Consider the following 16,791-nt stretch of genomic DNA (forward strand, 5'->3'; position numbering starts at 1 on the left):
GCCCCGCCCATCCTTCCGCTTTTTCACTCCAGCGTAAAGACCACGTTGGCAATCAGCACGACGGCGATGCCGGCGGCGAGGGTCAGATAGGGCAGCATCCCCGCCTTCTTCTCGCCGAGGTCGCGGGAGTTCTTGACCCCGAGATCGGCCAGCATCTGCGGCGGAAACTGGCCCTTGTCCTGGATGTAGTGGCGGAAGGCGAAGACCGGGATGATCAGCGCCGCCGCCCCCAGCCCGTACCACAGCGCATCCGGGTTCCAGACCTTGGCGCCGGCGCCCATGAAGGCGGCGTTGACGAAGGCCAGCACGGTCCCCGCGGCCAGGATCACGGTCGGTGCCTTGAAGGGCCGCTTGACGTGGCCCGCATCCATGCGGTGAATCCAGCCGGAATTGAGGTTGAGGAAGTTGAAGATGATATAGCCGCAATTCGACACCGCCAGGATGAAGAAATAGGCGGTGGCGTCGGATGCCGCGATCGCCAGCAGGATCAGGTTGAAGCCCAGATCCGTCCACATCGCCGCGGTCGGCGCGCCGTTGTGGTTCACATGGCTCAGATAGCGCGGCAGCCAGCCATCGACCGAACCCTGGTAAAGGGTGCGCGACGAGCCGGCCATGGCGGTGATGATGATCAGGATCAGCGAGCCGATAATGAGGAAGACGAACAGCGGTGTGAAGGCACCGCCGCCCACCATGTGCGCCATGGCGTCGGCGACCCCCGAACCGTCGGCGATCGCGGGCGCCAGCATGCCCTCGAGGCCGAGATAGCCCTGGACGGTGATCGGCACCAGGATGAACAGCACCAAGCAGAGCAGGCCGGAATAGAAGATCGCCTTGAAGGTGTCGGTCTCCGGGTTCTTGAACTCGCTGGTGTAGCAGATCGCCGTCTCGAAGCCGTAGGTCGACCAGGCGGCGATGAACATGGCGCCCAGCACCAGGGTCCAACCGGCGATGTTCCAACTGCCGGGTGCCGGCTCATAGGCCACCGCCAGCGGCACGAAGGGCGAGAAGTTGTCGGCGTTGAAATTGCCGTTGAAGAACGGCACCACGCCGATCACGAACAGTGTGATGACGATGATGAGGCCCACCACCATCTGCACCTTGGCCGTACCCAGGATGCCGCGATGCTGGATGGCGAAGGCCAGCAGCATCAGGATCGTGCCGATGAAGAAGATCCAGTTGAAGGACATGGAGACGATGCCGAGGTCGATGGTGAACAGTGACCATTGATGCAGCGGCATCAACTGGGCTACCGCCGCGGCCTCGTCCAGTACCTGGCCGTTGGCGGCGGCGGCGGCAATCGCCGCCTGGACGGCCTCGGCGCCCGGGACCGGTTCCATTGCATTCAGCAGATACCCGGCCGCGATGGCGCTGCCCAGCGAGAGGACCGGCGTCCAGGCGATCCAGTTGCACCAGACCGAGAGCGGCGCGATGAACTTACCGTATTTCAGCCAGGCCGCGGCGCCATAGACCGAGGCGCCGCCGGATTTGTTCGGGAACAGGCCGGCGATCTCGGCATAGGTGAAGGACTGGATGAAGCCCATCACCATGGAGACGCCCCAGATGGCAAAGGCCACGTTGCCAACCGTGCCGGCGATGCCGCCGATGGAAAAGAGGACGAGGGCCGGCACGCCGCTCGCCACCCAGAATGCCCCGCGCCAGTCGATGGAGCGGATCAATTGCCCGCTTGAGCGCCCGCCCGCGGTCCCCGATACCGTTTCAGTCGTCATGATGTTTCCCCTGACATGTAAGACTCATGTGCTGCGCGGTGCGGCCGGTTCCCGGCCATTGCTGCGCCGGACCGGCCGCGCTGCCGGTCCGGAAAGGGGGCACCCAAACCGCGCCGTGCGTGGTCGCGGCGGCGCGGCAGGAAGTGGTCTGATTTTGGTCTCGAACCGGCGTGACTTTCGGCGCAGGTGCTAATGGGCAAAAGGGGAGTGCAGCGGCATGCCGATCTCCGCGCTGTCACGACTTCACTGGGTAAACGCCGTAAATCCAAGCGACTCTCCCTCGCCGGTCACGCGTCGAACCTGTCGTCATCCAAAGCGATGATGCGCCGCCAGGTTCCGCCAATCCAGTACAATCTTGCCAGATATGGCCCGCGATTGGTTGCCAGTTGTGTTGCGGAGCGATATCGTGGCGCAATATGGCGGAGGGCGCTCATGGCATCTGATTCCGACAAGATCATTCGTATCGGCGAGGCGGCGGCGCAGCTGCGCGAGGAATTCCTGCACTGGCAATGCCGCCTGCGGCAGATGGCGATGCGCGAGGGCGGCGGCCGGCCCAGTCCCGGCATGCGGCCGCTGATCTTCACCACCGACGACCAGCAGATCGCCGGCTCGACCGTGGTGCTCCTGCACAAGCTCGATCCCGAGGACAGCACCGCCTTCTTCCGCCACCAGGTGCTGAAGACGCAGGATCCGGTGGAACGCTGGGAAAAGGCGACCGAGCATATGGCAGCCGGCTATTTCCAGCGCTATCGCGATTTCGACGACACGCTGACGGCGCTGTTCGGGCCCGGCTCGGCCCTGGTCGACCGCATGCTGGGGCTGGACAAGGTCCATCTCGACTTCGCCGAGCTCAACCAGCGCTTCCGGCTGCTCTGCCATGTGCGCGAACTCGCCGAGCATGACGCCCTGTTCCAGGCCACCTACTGGCACAACCGCATGTTCAACCCGAACATTCCGGCCGGGATCCGCGTCGTCACCTTCGCCCCCGATTGGGGCCGCTCGACCGCCGAAAGCGGTTTCGCGGACGAGGAATAAAAAAAGCCCCGCTGCTCGCACAAGCAGCGGGGCAGGACCTTGAGCCGGTCGTTGCGTCAGAACTTCCGATAGGCCTTGTTGAGGTCGACCATCGGATGCTTCCTCGACATCTGGAACTTGATCAGCAACTCGCGCGCGATCATGTCGCGATCCTGCTGGTTGTCGGGCAGCTTGAGGTCGGCCGGCACCGTCACCCAGCCGTTGATGTTCCGGTCGAACACGGCGGCGCGGCCTTCCTCATAGCCCATATGGACGTCTTCCAGCCAGTTGAGGTCGTCCCAGCCCATCGTCTCCAGATACTTCTTCAGGAACGGCGTCAGGCGGGAGTAGTCGGGCACCAGATTGACATCGTAGCGATAGCCGATGTGCTGGCCGATTTCCTTCTCGCGCGATGAATCGAGTCCGTCGCCCTTCAGGTACTTGTCGACATCTTCCTTTTTCTCAGCCATTTCCAGCCTCCATCAATAGCGGGTCATGTCGGGGCGACCGACGGTGTGCTGCGAACCGGCCAGCGGCACCTGGGCCAGGGCCGAGGCCTCCATGGTAAGAGCGGCGAGGTCCTCCGGCTCCAGCGAGTGGACATTGGTCTTGCCGCAGGCGCGCGCCATCATCTGCGCCTCGATGGTGAGGCAGTGCAGGAAGTTGTAGACGCGCTCGGCCGCCTCGTCGGGATCGAGGCGCTTGCGGAGCACCGGGTCCTGCGTCGCCACACCGACCGGGCAGCGGCCGGTATGGCAGTGATAGCAATAGCCCGCCTCGCAGCCGATCTCCTTCTCGAAATCGGCCTCCGGGATGTCCTTGTTGCAGTTCAAAGCCATCAGCGCCGAATGGCCGATGGCGACCGCGTCGGCACCCAGCGCCAGCGCCTTGGCGACGTCGCCGCCATTGCGGATGCCGCCGGCATAGACCAGGCTGATCTCGCCCGACTTGCCCACATCGTCGAGCGCCTTCCTGGCCTGGCGGATCGCGGCGATGCCGGGGACACCAGTTTCCTCGGTCGCGATATGCGGACCGGCACCGGTGCCGCCTTCCATGCCGTCGATATAGATCGAATCCGGGCCGGTCTTCGCCGCCATGCGCACGTCGTCATAGACGCGCGCCGCACCGAGCTTCAGCTGGATCGGGATCTCCCAATTGGTCGCCTCGCGGATTTCCTGGATCTTGAGGGCGAGGTCGTCCGGCCCCAGCCAGTCGGGATGGCGCGCCGGCGAGCGCTGGTCGATGCCGGCGGGCAGCGAGCGCATCTCGGCCACCTGGTCGGTCACCTTCTGGCCCATCAGATGCCCGCCCAGGCCCACCTTGCAGCCCTGGCCGATGAAGAACTCGACCGCGTCGGCCAATTGCAGATGGTGCGGGTTGAAGCCATAGCGCGACTGGATGCACTGGTAGAACCATTTCGAGCTGAAGCGGCGCTCGTCCGGGATCATGCCGCCTTCGCCGGAACAGGTCGCGGTGCCGGCCATGGTGGCACCGCGCGCCAGCGCGATCTTGGCCTCGTAGGACAGCGCGCCGAAGCTCATGCCCGTAATGTAGACCGGCACGTCCAGCACCAGCGGACGCTTGGCCTTCGGGCCGATGATCGTCTTGGTTTCGCACTTCTCGCGATAGCCCTCGATCACGAAGCGGGTGAGGGTGCCGGGCAGGAAGGTGAGGTCGTCCCAACTCGGGATCTTCTTGAACAGCGAGAAGCCGCGCATGCGATATCGGCCGAGCTCGGACTTGATGTGGATGTCGTCGATGACGGTCGGCGGGAACATGAAGCTGTTGCCGAGGCGCGAGGTGTCGCGCGACAGCGGCTTCTTGGTCTTCGGTTCGCTGGCCGGGGCCTTCTTCTCTTTTGCCATCTTGGCGGTTCCTTGTGTCTCGAATGAAGCTGTGGCGAATGGCTGGGCCTGCGGCTACAGGATCAGCTTCTTCTCCGATGGTTCGAGATTGTCGTAGTTCCAGAGCTGCTTGCCGGCGACGATCTTGGTCATGTTCTTGACGCCCTTGGGCGCGCTGAGGCCGTATTGCTTCAGCTTGCGCTCCAGCCACTGGCAATCGAGGTCGGTCATCTCGCCCGGCACCGCATCGACGCCGAGGCCCTCGATCTTGCCGCCGACATAGATCGTGCCGTCATACATGGAATCGCCCAGGTTCTTGCCGGCATCGCCCAGAATCACCATGCGGCCGCGCTGCATCATAAAGCCGCAGAAAGCGCCACAGCGGCCGCCGACGATGATGGTGCCACCCTTCTGGTCGATGCCCATGCGCGCACCCACATCGCCCTTGCAGACCAGGTCGCCGCCGCGGATGGCGGCGCCGAAGGTCGAGCCGGCATTCTTCTCGATCACCACGGTGCCGGCCAGCATGTTCTCGGCGCAGGACCAGCCGACGCGGCCCTTGATGTGGATGTTGGGGCCATCGATCAGGCCGCAGCCGAAATAGCCGAGGCTGCCTTCGATCTGCAGGTTCAGCTTGTTGAGGATGCCGACCGCGACCGCATGCTTGGCACCCGGATTCTTCATCACGATGGTGCCGTAGCCCTGTCGCATCAGGTCGCGGATCTTGAGGTTGATCTCGTTGGTCGAGAGCTTGTCGGCGTCGAACTCGGCGCGCTTGTTGAAGTCGACATCGAAGGCGCCGGGATAGGTGAAGTTCTCCTCTTCCGAGGCCGAGAAGAAACGCTGCTGGGTACGCCCGCCGAGTTTCTCGGTATGCATCCCCATCTCGTGGGATTTGGTGCGAAGTGCCATCTTGCGGCTCCTCCTTGAATTGACCCGATTACCGCTTCCAGACGCGCACTTCGCCCTCATAGGGGTCGAAGGTGTCGATCTCGTGCGGGAAGACGCTGCGGATGGCGACCTCTTCCGAGGCGAGGCCGATGAAGTCGTCGCTCTCGTAGAGCACCATCGGTTTTGCCGCCATGACATCCTTGGCCATGCCGAGGCTGTCGGCGGTCGCCACCAGATAGGTGAAGACGCCGTCGAGTTCCTCGATCGAGTCCTTCATTGCGTCCTTCAGGTCGGCGCCCTGGCTCATCTTGTCGGCGAGATAGACGGCGATGAGTTCGCTGTCGCAGTTGGACATGAAGCGATGGCCGCGACGCTCGAGGTCGCGGCGGCCGGTCCAGTAATTGGTCAGCTGGCCGTTATGCACCACCGAGACGTCGGCGAAGGGATAGGCCCAATAGGGATGGGCCGAGCGGATGTCGACGTCGGATTCCGTCGCCATGCGCGTATGGCCGAGCGCGTGGCTGCCCTTGAAGCCCTTCAGGTGGTACTGGTCGGCGACCACGGTGGCGTCGCCCAGATCCTTGATCAGTTCCAGGCCATAGCCCAGCGACAGGATCTCGGCACCATCGATATCCTCGATATAGTTGGCGAGCTTGCGCTTGTCGCCGCCGTAATCGAGGGTATAGCGATAGGCGTATTCGGTCGCGTCCTCGGCCGAGACGATGGTGGCGCCCAACTCCTTCAGGCGCTTGTCGACCTCGGCCTTGCGCTCCTTGACCTGGTCATGGATCTTGAAGCCGTGCTTCATGTCGTCCTGTTCGGCGACCTTGAAGCGCATCACCAGGGTATTTCCCTTGGGGCTGCCATAGAGGGCGAAACCGGTCGAGTCCGGCCCGCGATGCTTCAGGCTCTGCAGCATCGCGGTCATCTCGGTGCCGATATCCCCGGTCTTGCCGCGGTGGATCAATCCTGCGATTCCACACATGGGTAACTCTCCTTGGAGGTTGAACGGCGGAGAAGTGCCTGGGGAAGTCCTGCCCGTCAGGGCAGGATGTCCCAGTACTGCTCCAGGTCCCAATGCGTGACGGTGGCCATGAACTTCTCATGCTCGTCGCGCTTGTAGTGCATGTAGACGCGCATCATGTCCCCCGGCAGGGCCGAGTTGATGACGCTGTCCTTCTCGAGATGGTCGAGCGCCTCGCCGAGGCTCATCGGCAGCTTCTTCACCTTTTTGCCGGCGGCAATCGCCTCGTACATGTTGCGCTCTTCCGGCTCGCCCGGATCCAGCTTGTTGGTGATGCCGTCGTCGAACGCCTTGAGCAGCGCCGCCGCCATCAGATAGGGATTGACCGCGGAATCGACCGAGCGGTACTCGAAGCGCCCCGGGGCCGAGATGCGCAGCGCGCAGGTGCGGTTCTGATAGCCCCAATCGGCGAAGACCGGTGCCCAGAAGCCGGTATCCCACAGGCGGCGATAGGAATTGACCGTCGACGAACCGATCGCGGTCAGCGCGTTCAGGTGCTTGATCACGCCGCCGATCGAATAGAGCCCGATCGGGCCCGGCTTGCCGCCGCCCTTGCCCGGCATGAAGGTGTTGACCCCGCCCTTGCGGTAGGAGAACACGTCCTTGCTGCCCGGCAGCTTGTCGTTATGCAGCGTGTTGACCACATCCTCGCCGCCGGTCCAGAGCGAGAGGTTGTGATGGCAGCCGGATGCCGAGACGCCCATGAAGGGCTTCGGCATGAAGCAGGCGATCAGGTTGAACTCGCGCGCCACCTGGGCGCAGATCTGGCGATAGGTGGTGAGCCGGTCCGCGGTCCGCAGGCAGTCGTCGAACATGAAGTTGAGCTCGAGCTGGCCCGGCGCGTCCTCATGGTCGCCCTGGATCATGTCGAGACCCATCGCCTGGGCGTATTCGATCACCTTCATGAAGACCGGGCGCAGGCTCTCGAACTGGTCGATGTGATAGCAGTTGGGCTTGGAGAAGCCGCCATGGGGCAGGCCGTCCTCGCCCTTCTTCAGCCACATCATCTCGGGCTCGCAGCCGTGACGGAGATGCAGGCCCTTGTGCTTCTTCTGGAATTCCTGGTGGATGAGGCGCAGATTGCCGCGGCAATCCGAGGTCAGGTGACCGCCCGGATTCTCGCGTTCCTCGCGGTTGCGGAAGCAGGTGCAGAAGACGCGCGCCACGCGCTTGTCCCAGGGCAGCTGCACGAAGGTCTCGGGATCGGGAATGCCGACCAGCTCCGAGGCTTCCGGGCCATAGCCGATATAGTTCTTGCGCCGGTCGACGAAGAGATTGGCGGTCGAGCCGTAGACCAGCTGGAAGCCCTTTTCGGCGACGCTTTCCCAATGGTCCGCCGGCACACCCTTGCCGACGATGCGGCCGGTGACGGAGACGAACTGGTAGTAGATGTACTTGATACCGAGTTGATTGATCTGGGCGCGGACTTGTTTGACGAGTTCTTTGCGCCCTTTTTGTGCGACGTAAGCCTCAAGGTCAGTCATATCACCCTCCCCAAAGCGGCGGCGTGGGCAGCCGCCGTTGACTGCCACCGGGACGAATTCCCGGCGCGCAATCCGTTGCTGCAACAACACTTCAACTTCGTTCGGTTGGACCGGTCTTGGCGCCGGTTCGGTGATCCTTGCGGAGCGGGCACAGAAACTTCCGAGCGGTCATTCCGTCGGCCCGATCCAATTGGGCCTGCGTGGTTGACCGCTCTGCCGCCCCGCTCGCATAATCACTCTGGCACGGCGCCGGGAGGGCTGCCAACCACTTTTTTGTAAAGGAACAGAATTGGGCCGAATTGGTACACCTCGGCGCGAGCCGACGGCATCCCGCCCGGCGCAGCCGGTGCCGCGGCGCAAGAAAGCCGAGGGTGGGCGCGACGGCGCCGGTCAGGGCGGTCTGCCGGTCGATGCCAATCGCGGTTCCGTCTGGATCGCCGGCCAGCTGCGCCAGGCCATCATGGACGGGACCTATAAGTTCGGCGAGAAGCTGCCGGCCGAGCGCCATCTCGCGGATGCGTTCGACGCCAGCCGGACGACGATCCGCCTCGCCCTCGATCAATTGGAACAGGAACGGTTGCTGACCCGGCGGGTCGGCAGCGGCACCTTTGTCAGCCACCGGGTGGTGAGCGAACTCGACAATATCGCCGACTCGACCTCGCCGCTGGAACTGATCGAGGCGCGGCTCGGCATCGAGCCGCACATGACGCGGCTTGCCGTGCTGAATGCCAGCAACCGCGACATCGAGAAGATGACCGAGGCGCTGGAACGGGCCGAGGCCGCCAGCGACAATTCCGAGGCCTGGACCGAATGGGACACCCAGTTCCATTTGCTGCTGGCGGAGGCCGCGCATAACCGCCTCGTGCTGTGGCTCTACCAGCACGTCAACGAGATCCGCTCCCACGACCAGTGGAAGTCGATGCGCGACAAGGTGCTGACCGCGGCGCGCATCGCCGAATACAACCGCCAGCACCGCGCCCTCCTCGGCGCCATCGCCAGCCGCGATGTGGAAGGTGCCGCCGCCATGGTCACCAGCCATCTGCATTTCGCGCGGCGGCAATTGATGGGGATCGAAGGGGCCTGAAACGGAAAGGCCTGAAACGGAAAGGCCTGAAACGGAAAGGCCTGAAACGGAAAGGCCTGAAACTGAAAGGCCGGCGCATTGCGGCGCCGGCCTTGCGTTGCACCCAGCGGAGCGGCTCAGCTCCAGGGGAAGGGCGAGTTCGAGGTCGGGTGCAGCTTCCCTTCCGCGAAGCGCGAGAAGCGGAACGGGCGCAGCAACTCGTCGCCCATGCCGCAGATGTCGTCCGCTACCAGCTTGCCGACGCCGATCATCTTGTACCCGTGATTCGAGTCGGCGATGATGTAGACGTTCTCGGCGAACTTGTCGAAGACCGGGAAGCTGTCGGCGGTGAAGCAGCCGATGCCGCCCGAGGGTTCCTTCTTGTATTTCGGCATCGTGCCCATGAAGCGCTTCTGGCAGAAGGCCAGCGCCGACACCCACATATGGGCGAAATCGTCGCCAACGATGAATTCCGGGCTTTCCGGACCATAGGGGTCGACGCGGACCTGGTCGGTCGGGGTCTGCACCTTGAACGGCATGGCACCGCCCTGGACGCCGCCAAAATGGAAGTCGGGCTTGTAATAGATGCCCCACAGCTTGTCGGTGATGAGCGAGCCGTCCTCGTCGGAATAGAGCGGTGCGTCGGTGTCGACATGGATCACCGGCGGCATCTTGCCGTCATTGGTCTTCTGCAGGTCGGGATCGACGCCGAGGGTGCCTTCCTGCAGCGACCAGTAGACCCACATCGGCACGTTATCGTGCATCTTGCCGTCGCGGCCCTTGATCGAAATGGTGTCGGGCAGATCCAGCATCTTCCAGACCGATCGCACCCAGGGTCCCATGCCGGCGATCACATAGTCGCATTTGATCTCGCCCTGATTGGTCTCGACCGCGGTCACCGCACCCTTGCCGTCGCGCTTCAACCCCTTCACCTCGACTCCGGTGACGATGCGCACTCCCTCGGCCTCGGCCTTCTTGGCAAGGCCATACATCGCCGCCGTGTTGTTGGCATAGCCGCCCTTCTTCTCGTGCAGTACCGAGGTGATGCCCTTGGCCTGCCAGTCGTCGAAGATGCCCTTCATATAGGTCATGCAATCCTTCTCGCCCTCGATGAAGACCGAGGTGTAGCCGATCTCCTTCTGCTGCTGGTAGATCGAGGCGACATCCTGGTGCATCACTTCCGGGCTGATCTGCATGTAGCCGACCGGGTGGTAGGAGAAGGCTTCCGGGTCGGTCTCCCAGACGCTGACTGAATGCGCCATCAGGCGGCGCATGGCCGGCTGGAAGTAGTTGTTGCGCACGACGCCGCAGGCGATGCCGGAGGCACCCGCCGCGATCGAGGTCTTGTCGATGATGAGGACGTCGGCGCCCGAGCCCTTGCCGCTCTTGCGCAGATTCTCCGCCAGATGCCAGGCGGAAGAGAGGCCGTGAATACCGGCTCCGATGACGACATATTTGACGTGGGTTGGCAGGGCCATGGCGGGTGACTCCGGAAAGTCGGTTGCGGATGGCCAAACTCTGCGCCCGGCCTGACCCGGTCGATATGTCAAATTCGTCATTCGATACCACTTTTTCGACGTCCGGTGAATCCGGGCGGCGGGCTATAAAGGGGACTGGAACCAGGCTTGAGGGGGCAGGGAGATGACGGAGAAAGCGGGCGGAGAGAACGGCGCGGGCGCGCCGCCCAATTGGGTGCAATCGGTCGGGCGCCGCAACCTCGCCTATATCGCCTTCGTCATCCTGCTGATCCCATTGGCCAATATCCTGGAGGCGAACGGCCCCCAGGGGCCCGATGCCGGTGGCGGCATCATGCTGGGCATCATCGTCTGGGCGCTGGTTTCGCTGGTCTTCTTCGGCGTCAACCTGGTCCTGCTCTTTATCGCACTGGCCAAGCAGCGCGAATTCCACAAGCCGCTGGTCGCCTGCCTGCTGCCTATCGCGGTGATCGTCGCCACCGTCATGGCCGAGGAACTCTGGCTCTAGGCGGCACGCTCAGCCGCGGTCGGCATTGGGCAGGCGCCCGAAGCGGTCGCGATAGAGCCTGGCGAAATGCGAGGGCGAGCCGAAGCCGCAGGAGAGCGCGATCTCGGTCACCGGAAGGGCGGTCTGCGACAGTAGTCGGCGCGCCTGGTCGAGGCGCAGCTCGCGGTGATAGGCGACCGGCGTGCGGCCCAGCTGGCGGCGGAACTGGCGCTCCAGCTGGCGCTGCGAGATGCCGAGATCGCGGGCGAGTTCGGCCGGCGACAGCGCCCGGTCCAGCGTCTCCTCCATCCGCTTCACCGCGGCGATCAGTTGTGGTCGCGCCGTGCCGAGGCGGTGGACGAGGTCGCTGCGCTGGTGCTCGGCGGCACCGCGCGCCCGCGCATGGACGAACTGCTCGCTCACCATCTTCGAGAAGGCGAGGCTGTGCTGGTCGGCGATGAGGCGCAGCATCAGATCGAGGGCGGCGATCGAGCCACCCGAGGTGACGATGCCGCGATCGATCACATAGAGGTCGTCGCTGATCTCGAGCGCCGGATAGAGCTCGGCCAGCGCGCCGCGATAGTCCCAATGCACCGTGCAGCGATGCCCGTCGAGCAGCCCGGCCCGCGCCAGGATGAAGGTGCCGGTCGACACCGCCCCCACCATGCGGCCGAGGCGATGATGGCGCCGGAGCCAGTTGAGCATCACCGCCTGGCGGAAGCGCTCGGGGTGAAAGCCGGCGCAGACCAGCGACAGGTCGAAGGTGATCTGGGCGAATTCGGCGATCGGCCGCGTCGCCAGATCGATGCCGGCGCTCGAGGCGATGTCGCCACCCTCGGCCGAGAGCAGCGACCAGTCATAGAGCCGGCTGCCGGCCAGCCGGTTGGCGACGCGCAGCGGTTCGATCACCATGGCGAAGGAGGCCAGGGCGAAGCCCGGCACCAGGACGATGCCGACCTGCCGCGCCGGCGCTTCGCTCATCGAGCGCTCTTCAGCGAATGACCTGCTGCCACTGGCATTTGAGGTTAAGTTGCGAGGCGGTGTTGGCGACGGTCGCCATGCAGCTTGCCTCCTTGCCGGCGGGCACCGAAAGCGCCATGCGCAGCAGGAAGCGCGCCCCCGATTCCGAGGGGATCGATTCCGAATTGAGGCGCACGATGTTGGCGCCGAATTTGGGCAGGGCCTCGGAGAGGCGCGCGATCAGGCCCGGGCTGTCATCGCCGGTGATCTCGACGCGGTGGGTGATCATCGCCTGTTCGTCGTGGGTCTCGCGATAGGCGAAGGGCGCCACCGACAGCTTGGCGTCCTTGAGCAGCTTCAGCGATTTCAATTCCTGCTCGATCTCGGCAAAGCCGAGGCCCGAGGGCAGCTTCGCCACCAGGGTGAATTCGGCGCCGCCGCCCAGCACGGCAAAGGTGGCGTCGCCGAGATTGACGCCAAGGTCGAACAGCCGGCCGCTGACCTCGGCGATCAGTCCCGGGTGGTCCGCGCACAGAATCGAGATAACGGCGGTGTTGTTCATCCGGCTTTCTCCCCGTTTTCCATCCGTCCTTGCAATGCCACCGCGGCCGTTCCCCCGGGCCATCCGCTCAGACGACGTTGATCTCCTGCAGCGCGGCACCGCTGGCAAGGCGCTCGAAGCCGAAGCGGCGCAGATCCAGCGAGCGATACTGGCCGAATGTCACCAGTTCGCTCAAGGCCCGGCCGATGGCCGGCGATTGCTGCAAACCGTGGCCGGAAAAACCGTTGGCCAGCAGCAGGTTGTCGAAGCCCGGCGCGAAACCGATGATGACGTTCTGGTCGAACGCATTGTAGTCGTAATGACCGGCCCAGGCACGCACCAGCTTGATCGCCTCGAAGGCGGGGACGCGCTCGGCCAGGGTCGGCCAGATCAGTTCCTCGAACAGGCGATAGTCGAGTTCGAAATCCTCGGCATCGGGATCGTCGCTTTCGTCCGGCGAGACGCCGGCGATGAATTGCGGGCCTTCCGGGCGGAACCAGACGCCGCTTGGGTCGATGGTCAGCGGCACATTCTCGATTTCGTCGCGGCAATCGAACACATAGACGAAACGCTTCCGGGGATGGACCGGCAGGTCGATACCGGCCATGGCGGCAATCCGGCGCCCCTGGATGCCGGCCGCGTTGATGACATGGCCGCAGGCGATGCTTTCGCCGCCGGCAAGCTGCACCGCAGTCACCCGGCCGCCGGCGTGTTCGAGGCCGACCGCCGTGTCCTTGAAATAGGTGGCGCCCTGCGCCCGCGCCTTGCGCTTGAACGCCTGCAGCAGGCTGTAGGGGTCGGTCCAGCCCTCGTTGACCGGGCCGAAACTGCCGCCGGCGATGTCGGCCACGTTGAGCCAGGGAAAGCGCGACGACAATTCGCGCGGGTTCATCAGTTCAGTGGCGGCGCCAAGCTCATGTTGCAGGCGCTGGTTGGCCAGCAGGATCTTGAGGCCAGCGCCGGTCGCCAGGAAAAGATAGCCCTGCTCCCGGAACTCGACGCCGGCGCCCTCGCCGCCGACGCCCAGATGCTGGTCGGCTGCCTTGATGAAGGCGGCGCCGAATTGCGAGATCAGTACGTTCTCGGCGGTGGAGAATTGCAGGCGGATGCCGCCGGCCGAGCGCGGCGTCGCCGCTTCGGCATAGGTCGGGTCCTTCTCGATCACCGCGATCGAGCCGGTGAAATCGGGCTGCGCCCCCAGAAAATAGGCCGCCGAGGATCCGATCACGCCGCCGCCGATGATGACGACATCAAAACGCTTCATGCTGCTGAACCATCCCACCTGAAATCGCCGTCGCCGGCGCGGCCACTTATAGGCGGGTGCCGCGGCACGGTCCATATATTCGCACATCCCGGATCGTCCCCCGGCGGCTGAGGCAACGGACTGTTCCGGCAGGGAAAGCCGGGCCTCCTTGTCGCGGGAAAGGCGCGGAGATGCCGAGTTTTCCACAATTTAACTGTGTGATTGTCCTTGACCTTTGCCGGGACCGACCTAGGTTTAATGGAGAGGTGACATGACATGAGCAGAGCGTTCGTCAAGGAAAGCGACGATCAGGCAACCGAATTGCCGGAGCGGCCGCAAAGCCCCTATCCCGTGATGGTGACGCCGCGCGGGCTGCAGAAGCTGCGCGCCCATGAAACGGAGCTCGAGGAGCAGAAGCGGGCGATCACGGCGGAAGAGGATCTGCTCGACAAGGAGCAACTGCTGGTGGTCGACCGCGACCTGCGCTATGTCCAGGACCGCATCGCCAAGGCCGTGGTTGTGGACCTGGCGGCACAGCCGCGCGACCGGGTCGATTTCGGCGCCATCGTCGACACGGTGGATGCGAACGACCAGCGCGGCCATTTCCAGATCGTCGGCGAGGACGAGGCCGATCCCAATGCCGGGCTTGTTTCCTGGGTTTCGCCCCTCGGCCTGGCGCTGAAGGATGCCAGGGTCGGCGACAATGTGATCTGGAAGCGGCCGATCGGCGATCTGGAACTGGAAGTCGTCGGGATCCGCTATCCGACCGAATAGGGCGCGGTCGGCAGGCCGGCTCGCGCACCTGCGGCACGCCGGAAACCTATCGAGTGAAAAGAGAAAAAGCGCGCGACAGCGGCCTAAGCCGTGTCGCGCGCGGCATTCCGTAACCCTGGATCAGCCGCCTTGCGGCGACCGGTCAATCGTCACAGGTCGGTCAATCGTCGTGATACTGACGCGGGCCGCGGTTGTAGCCGCCACCGCCGCCACCACCGAAATCGCGCCGCGGTCCACCGCCACCGCCGCCCATCGGGCGACGCGGACGGGCGGGTGCCGCGGTCGAGGTATCGAGATTGATGACGCGGAGAACCTGAATTCCCTTGCGACCCTGGCCAACCTCACAGGTGATGGTCGAGCCTTCGGGCGCATCCTGCAGACCGGCATCCTTCAGCGCCGAGATGTGCAGGAAGACGTCGGAGGAGCCATCGGCCGGGGTAACGAAGCCGAAGCCCTTTTCCGGATTGAACCATTTGATCTTCCCCCTGAGCTCGCTGCCGCCGGAGGATTGGTCGTGGTCAGACATGAGTGCGCTCTTGAAAGTCAGGACGATATGGCCGGCCCGCCCGAAACGCGCCGCCATGACAAACCCGATCGCATCGCCTGATGCACGCGGGGGATGACGACATGTCGCATTGCAAAGCCGCGATCAGAATGGGGTGCGGGCGGTTGAAAAGCAAGAAGGTTATACGCTTTCCGCCCTTTGCTTGAGCGGTTTCTCAAGCCGGTGTGTCGCGGCGCGCCGACGCGGCCGGCACCGGTCCGCGCGCCTGGCGGGCGAGACCGCGCATGAAGCTTCCGTCGTAGCCATCACGATCTGCTGCAAAAAAATGAGGCAGCTGCCACCAAGGCGCCTGCATGTGCCGATGATGGACCCGGTGCATGTTCATGTTAAGGAATAACGCCTGAAGCGGTCGCGGCAGGCGGAGGTTATAGGCAAATTCCACGCGATCCAGCGGCGTCGCGTAGTGATAGACGTTGTCGGTCAGCGAGACCAACAGGCCGCGGCCGATCAGGAACAGGGCGAAGGCCGGCCAATAGGCACCCCATGCCCAAAGGGCGAGCAGGATGAGGCCCCAGGCGAGGAGGGCGTCGCGCCGGATCTCGGCTACTCCCTCGGCGCCGGCAAGGGTCTGCAGGGCCAGCTGGCGCAGGCGCGGCATGGCACCCTCGTCGCCGGCATAGACCCGCGCCACCAGGCCTTCCACTAGAGTGCGCGGCAGCAGATAGAGGAGCGGCGTCAGCAGTTCCAGCAGATAGAGCCCGCCCAGGATCTCGCCATAGAAGCGCAGGCGGGCTGCCGCCGGGCGGTCCCGCGCCGGGTCGTAGCAATCCGGCCGGTCGAGCGCATGACGGTTGAAGCGGTGATGCATCAGATGCCCGAAGCGCAGCAGGCGGAAGGAGGAACCCCAGAGGATGGCAAGCACTCGCCCGGCCCGACGGTTGGCACCGGCGCCGGTCAGAAGCTGGCCGTGGATTGCTTCATGCAGCGTGGCCCAATAGCCGTTGCTGGCCAGGACCAGCGGCAGCAGCAGCCAGGCCCAGGTCACGCCCTGGCGGTGAATCAGCAGGGGCAGCAGGAAATAGGCGGCCATGGCCGCGCCGCCATAACCGGCCAACAGCGCGATGTTGAGGCGGCGATAGAAGGCGGCGTCATTGGCGGTCGATTCTGCCATGACTCCTTTGTCGCCGATGCCCGTGGAAGGGGCAATTTCTTTCCTTTTTCTGACAGCGATTTAATCTGCGAAACAACTGGAGATGCGTCTAATAAATTATTGATTTTATATCTTTTATTTGGAGATGAATTCTGGCTGTCGTCTCCGTTTCCGTCTCGCTTCTCTCGCCGCCGCCGCAGATGGAATGACCCGGGCATCAATGCCTTCCCCTGTTACGACGGGCGGCTGCCGGGATCCTTGTCCCTGGAACCGGGGGGAGCGCCGACACCCGCAGCGTCCATCGGGGAACCGGCATCCGCCCGGTCCTGGGGCCCTGGCGTTATCCGGCCCTGGCCGAGGCCAGGACTCACGCCGCGAGGGGCGCGTTCACCGCCATGCCGGGCCTGCCGGCCGGAGGGGGCGATTACGCGCCGCCATCGACCGGCAGGGGCGAACATGGGCATGCCACGCGCCGAGGGGACGCCGGCAACCCGCCGGCCCGGAGGGGAGCCGCTGACCCGCTGGCTCCGGGGGACCGGCTGCTGCCGGCCTGTAGGCGCTGTGGCTCCCCGGGTGCAGGCGCGAGGGGATCTCCCTCGCGGCTGGACC

The 16,791-nt window shown here is 64.4% G+C and carries 16 protein-coding genes; 4 read left to right on the forward strand and 12 right to left on the reverse strand.

Annotated elements, in window-relative coordinates; all coding sequences use genetic code 11:
• Positions 1-23: 23 nt before the first annotated feature.
• Entirely contained in the window at positions 24-1,727 is a 1,704-nt protein-coding gene (locus A8950_RS05755; protein ID WP_133612621.1) for an APC family permease, read from the reverse strand.
• 432 nt (positions 1,728-2,159) lie between these two features.
• Here A8950_RS05755 and A8950_RS05760 point away from each other — a divergent pair, with 432 nt between their 5' ends.
• Entirely contained in the window at positions 2,160-2,762 is a 603-nt protein-coding gene (locus tag A8950_RS05760; RefSeq protein ID WP_133612622.1) for a hypothetical protein, read from the forward strand.
• Positions 2,763-2,818: 56 nt separating this feature from the next.
• Here A8950_RS05760 and A8950_RS05765 read toward each other — a convergent pair whose 3' ends face one another.
• Genes A8950_RS05765 through A8950_RS05785 form a run of 5 tightly spaced genes read right to left on the reverse strand, consistent with a single transcriptional unit; the run spans position 2,819 to position 7,984 of the window.
• The gene (locus A8950_RS05765; protein WP_133612623.1) at positions 2,819-3,211 is read right to left on the reverse strand and encodes a hypothetical protein; all 393 of its coding nucleotides are present in this window, start codon (positions 3,209-3,211) and stop codon (positions 2,819-2,821) included.
• A 12-nt stretch (positions 3,212-3,223) separates the two neighbouring features.
• Positions 3,224-4,606 carry an FMN-binding glutamate synthase family protein gene (locus tag A8950_RS05770; protein ID WP_133612624.1) on the reverse strand — a complete coding sequence of 461 codons (1,383 nt, stop codon included), beginning with the start codon at positions 4,604-4,606 and terminating at the stop codon, positions 3,224-3,226.
• A gap of 54 nt (positions 4,607-4,660) precedes the next feature.
• Positions 4,661-5,497: a GltB/FmdC/FwdC-like GXGXG domain-containing protein gene (locus tag A8950_RS05775; RefSeq protein ID WP_133612625.1), complete on the reverse strand. Its 837-nt coding sequence runs from the start codon at positions 5,495-5,497 to the stop codon at positions 4,661-4,663.
• Between the two features lie 28 nt (positions 5,498-5,525).
• A complete protein-coding gene (locus A8950_RS05780; protein ID WP_133612626.1) occupies positions 5,526-6,461 on the reverse strand; it encodes a class II glutamine amidotransferase domain-containing protein in 936 nt (311 codons plus the stop codon).
• 56 nt (positions 6,462-6,517) lie between these two features.
• On the reverse strand, positions 6,518-7,984 hold the full coding sequence (locus tag A8950_RS05785) for a glutamine synthetase family protein (RefSeq protein WP_133612627.1): 1,467 nt from the start codon (positions 7,982-7,984) through the stop codon (positions 6,518-6,520).
• Positions 7,985-8,330: 346 nt separating this feature from the next.
• Here A8950_RS05785 and A8950_RS05790 point away from each other — a divergent pair, with 346 nt between their 5' ends.
• A complete protein-coding gene (locus A8950_RS05790; protein ID WP_133612628.1) occupies positions 8,331-9,068 on the forward strand; it encodes a FadR/GntR family transcriptional regulator in 738 nt (245 codons plus the stop codon).
• Positions 9,069-9,184: 116 nt separating this feature from the next.
• On the opposite strand, the gene A8950_RS05795 is transcribed toward A8950_RS05790, so the two are convergent.
• Positions 9,185-10,525, reverse strand: a complete 1,341-nt coding sequence (locus tag A8950_RS05795) for an NAD(P)/FAD-dependent oxidoreductase (RefSeq protein WP_133612629.1) — start codon at positions 10,523-10,525, stop codon at positions 9,185-9,187.
• A gap of 163 nt (positions 10,526-10,688) precedes the next feature.
• Between A8950_RS05795 and A8950_RS05800 the strand changes: the two genes are divergently transcribed.
• The gene (locus A8950_RS05800) at positions 10,689-11,030 is read left to right on the forward strand and encodes a hypothetical protein (RefSeq protein ID WP_133612630.1); all 342 of its coding nucleotides are present in this window, start codon (positions 10,689-10,691) and stop codon (positions 11,028-11,030) included.
• 9 nt (positions 11,031-11,039) lie between these two features.
• On the opposite strand, the gene A8950_RS05805 is transcribed toward A8950_RS05800, so the two are convergent.
• From A8950_RS05805 to A8950_RS05815, 3 genes are all read right to left on the reverse strand, one after another.
• A complete protein-coding gene (locus A8950_RS05805; RefSeq protein ID WP_133612631.1) occupies positions 11,040-11,990 on the reverse strand; it encodes a GlxA family transcriptional regulator in 951 nt (316 codons plus the stop codon).
• A gap of 10 nt (positions 11,991-12,000) precedes the next feature.
• Positions 12,001-12,531 carry a glycine cleavage system protein R gene (locus tag A8950_RS05810; RefSeq protein WP_166645015.1) on the reverse strand — a complete coding sequence of 177 codons (531 nt, stop codon included), beginning with the start codon at positions 12,529-12,531 and terminating at the stop codon, positions 12,001-12,003.
• A gap of 67 nt (positions 12,532-12,598) precedes the next feature.
• Positions 12,599-13,774 carry an NAD(P)/FAD-dependent oxidoreductase gene (locus tag A8950_RS05815; RefSeq protein ID WP_133612633.1) on the reverse strand — a complete coding sequence of 392 codons (1,176 nt, stop codon included), beginning with the start codon at positions 13,772-13,774 and terminating at the stop codon, positions 12,599-12,601.
• 255 nt (positions 13,775-14,029) lie between these two features.
• Here A8950_RS05815 and A8950_RS05820 point away from each other — a divergent pair, with 255 nt between their 5' ends.
• The gene (locus tag A8950_RS05820) at positions 14,030-14,527 is read left to right on the forward strand and encodes a GreA/GreB family elongation factor (RefSeq protein WP_133612634.1); all 498 of its coding nucleotides are present in this window, start codon (positions 14,030-14,032) and stop codon (positions 14,525-14,527) included.
• 160 nt (positions 14,528-14,687) lie between these two features.
• On the opposite strand, the gene A8950_RS19945 is transcribed toward A8950_RS05820, so the two are convergent.
• Positions 14,688-15,053 carry a cold-shock protein gene (locus A8950_RS19945; RefSeq protein WP_133612635.1) on the reverse strand — a complete coding sequence of 122 codons (366 nt, stop codon included), beginning with the start codon at positions 15,051-15,053 and terminating at the stop codon, positions 14,688-14,690.
• Positions 15,054-15,246: 193 nt separating this feature from the next.
• The gene (locus A8950_RS05830; protein ID WP_133612636.1) at positions 15,247-16,203 is read right to left on the reverse strand and encodes a fatty acid desaturase family protein; all 957 of its coding nucleotides are present in this window, start codon (positions 16,201-16,203) and stop codon (positions 15,247-15,249) included.
• Positions 16,204-16,791: the final 588 nt, after the last annotated feature.

The sequence above is a fragment of the Dongia mobilis genome (assembly GCF_004363235.1).
Classification (GTDB): domain Bacteria; phylum Pseudomonadota; class Alphaproteobacteria; order Dongiales; family Dongiaceae; genus Dongia; species Dongia mobilis.

Excerpts from the sequence above, each read along its gene's own strand:
- A8950_RS05755 (WP_133612621.1), bottom strand. The coding sequence starts at position 1,727 with ATGACGACTGAAACGGTATCGGGGACCGCGGGCGGGCGCTCAAGCGGG.
- A8950_RS05760 (WP_133612622.1), top strand. The coding sequence starts at position 2,160 with ATGGCATCTGATTCCGACAAGATCATTCGTATCGGCGAGGCGGCGGCG.
- A8950_RS05765 (WP_133612623.1), bottom strand. The coding sequence starts at position 3,211 with ATGGCTGAGAAAAAGGAAGATGTCGACAAGTACCTGAAGGGCGACGGA.
- A8950_RS05770 (WP_133612624.1), bottom strand. The coding sequence starts at position 4,606 with ATGGCAAAAGAGAAGAAGGCCCCGGCCAGCGAACCGAAGACCAAGAAG.
- A8950_RS05775 (WP_133612625.1), bottom strand. The coding sequence starts at position 5,497 with ATGGCACTTCGCACCAAATCCCACGAGATGGGGATGCATACCGAGAAA.
- A8950_RS05780 (WP_133612626.1), bottom strand. The coding sequence starts at position 6,461 with ATGTGTGGAATCGCAGGATTGATCCACCGCGGCAAGACCGGGGATATC.
- A8950_RS05785 (WP_133612627.1), bottom strand. The coding sequence starts at position 7,984 with ATGACTGACCTTGAGGCTTACGTCGCACAAAAAGGGCGCAAAGAACTC.
- A8950_RS05795 (WP_133612629.1), bottom strand. The coding sequence starts at position 10,525 with ATGGCCCTGCCAACCCACGTCAAATATGTCGTCATCGGAGCCGGTATT.
- A8950_RS05800 (WP_133612630.1), top strand. The coding sequence starts at position 10,689 with ATGACGGAGAAAGCGGGCGGAGAGAACGGCGCGGGCGCGCCGCCCAAT.
- A8950_RS05805 (WP_133612631.1), bottom strand. The coding sequence starts at position 11,990 with ATGAGCGAAGCGCCGGCGCGGCAGGTCGGCATCGTCCTGGTGCCGGGC.
- A8950_RS05810 (WP_166645015.1), bottom strand. The coding sequence starts at position 12,531 with ATGAACAACACCGCCGTTATCTCGATTCTGTGCGCGGACCACCCGGGA.
- A8950_RS05815 (WP_133612633.1), bottom strand. The coding sequence starts at position 13,774 with ATGAAGCGTTTTGATGTCGTCATCATCGGCGGCGGCGTGATCGGATCC.
- A8950_RS05820 (WP_133612634.1), top strand. The coding sequence starts at position 14,030 with ATGAGCAGAGCGTTCGTCAAGGAAAGCGACGATCAGGCAACCGAATTG.
- A8950_RS19945 (WP_133612635.1), bottom strand. The coding sequence starts at position 15,053 with ATGTCTGACCACGACCAATCCTCCGGCGGCAGCGAGCTCAGGGGGAAG.
- A8950_RS05830 (WP_133612636.1), bottom strand. The coding sequence starts at position 16,203 with ATGGCAGAATCGACCGCCAATGACGCCGCCTTCTATCGCCGCCTCAAC.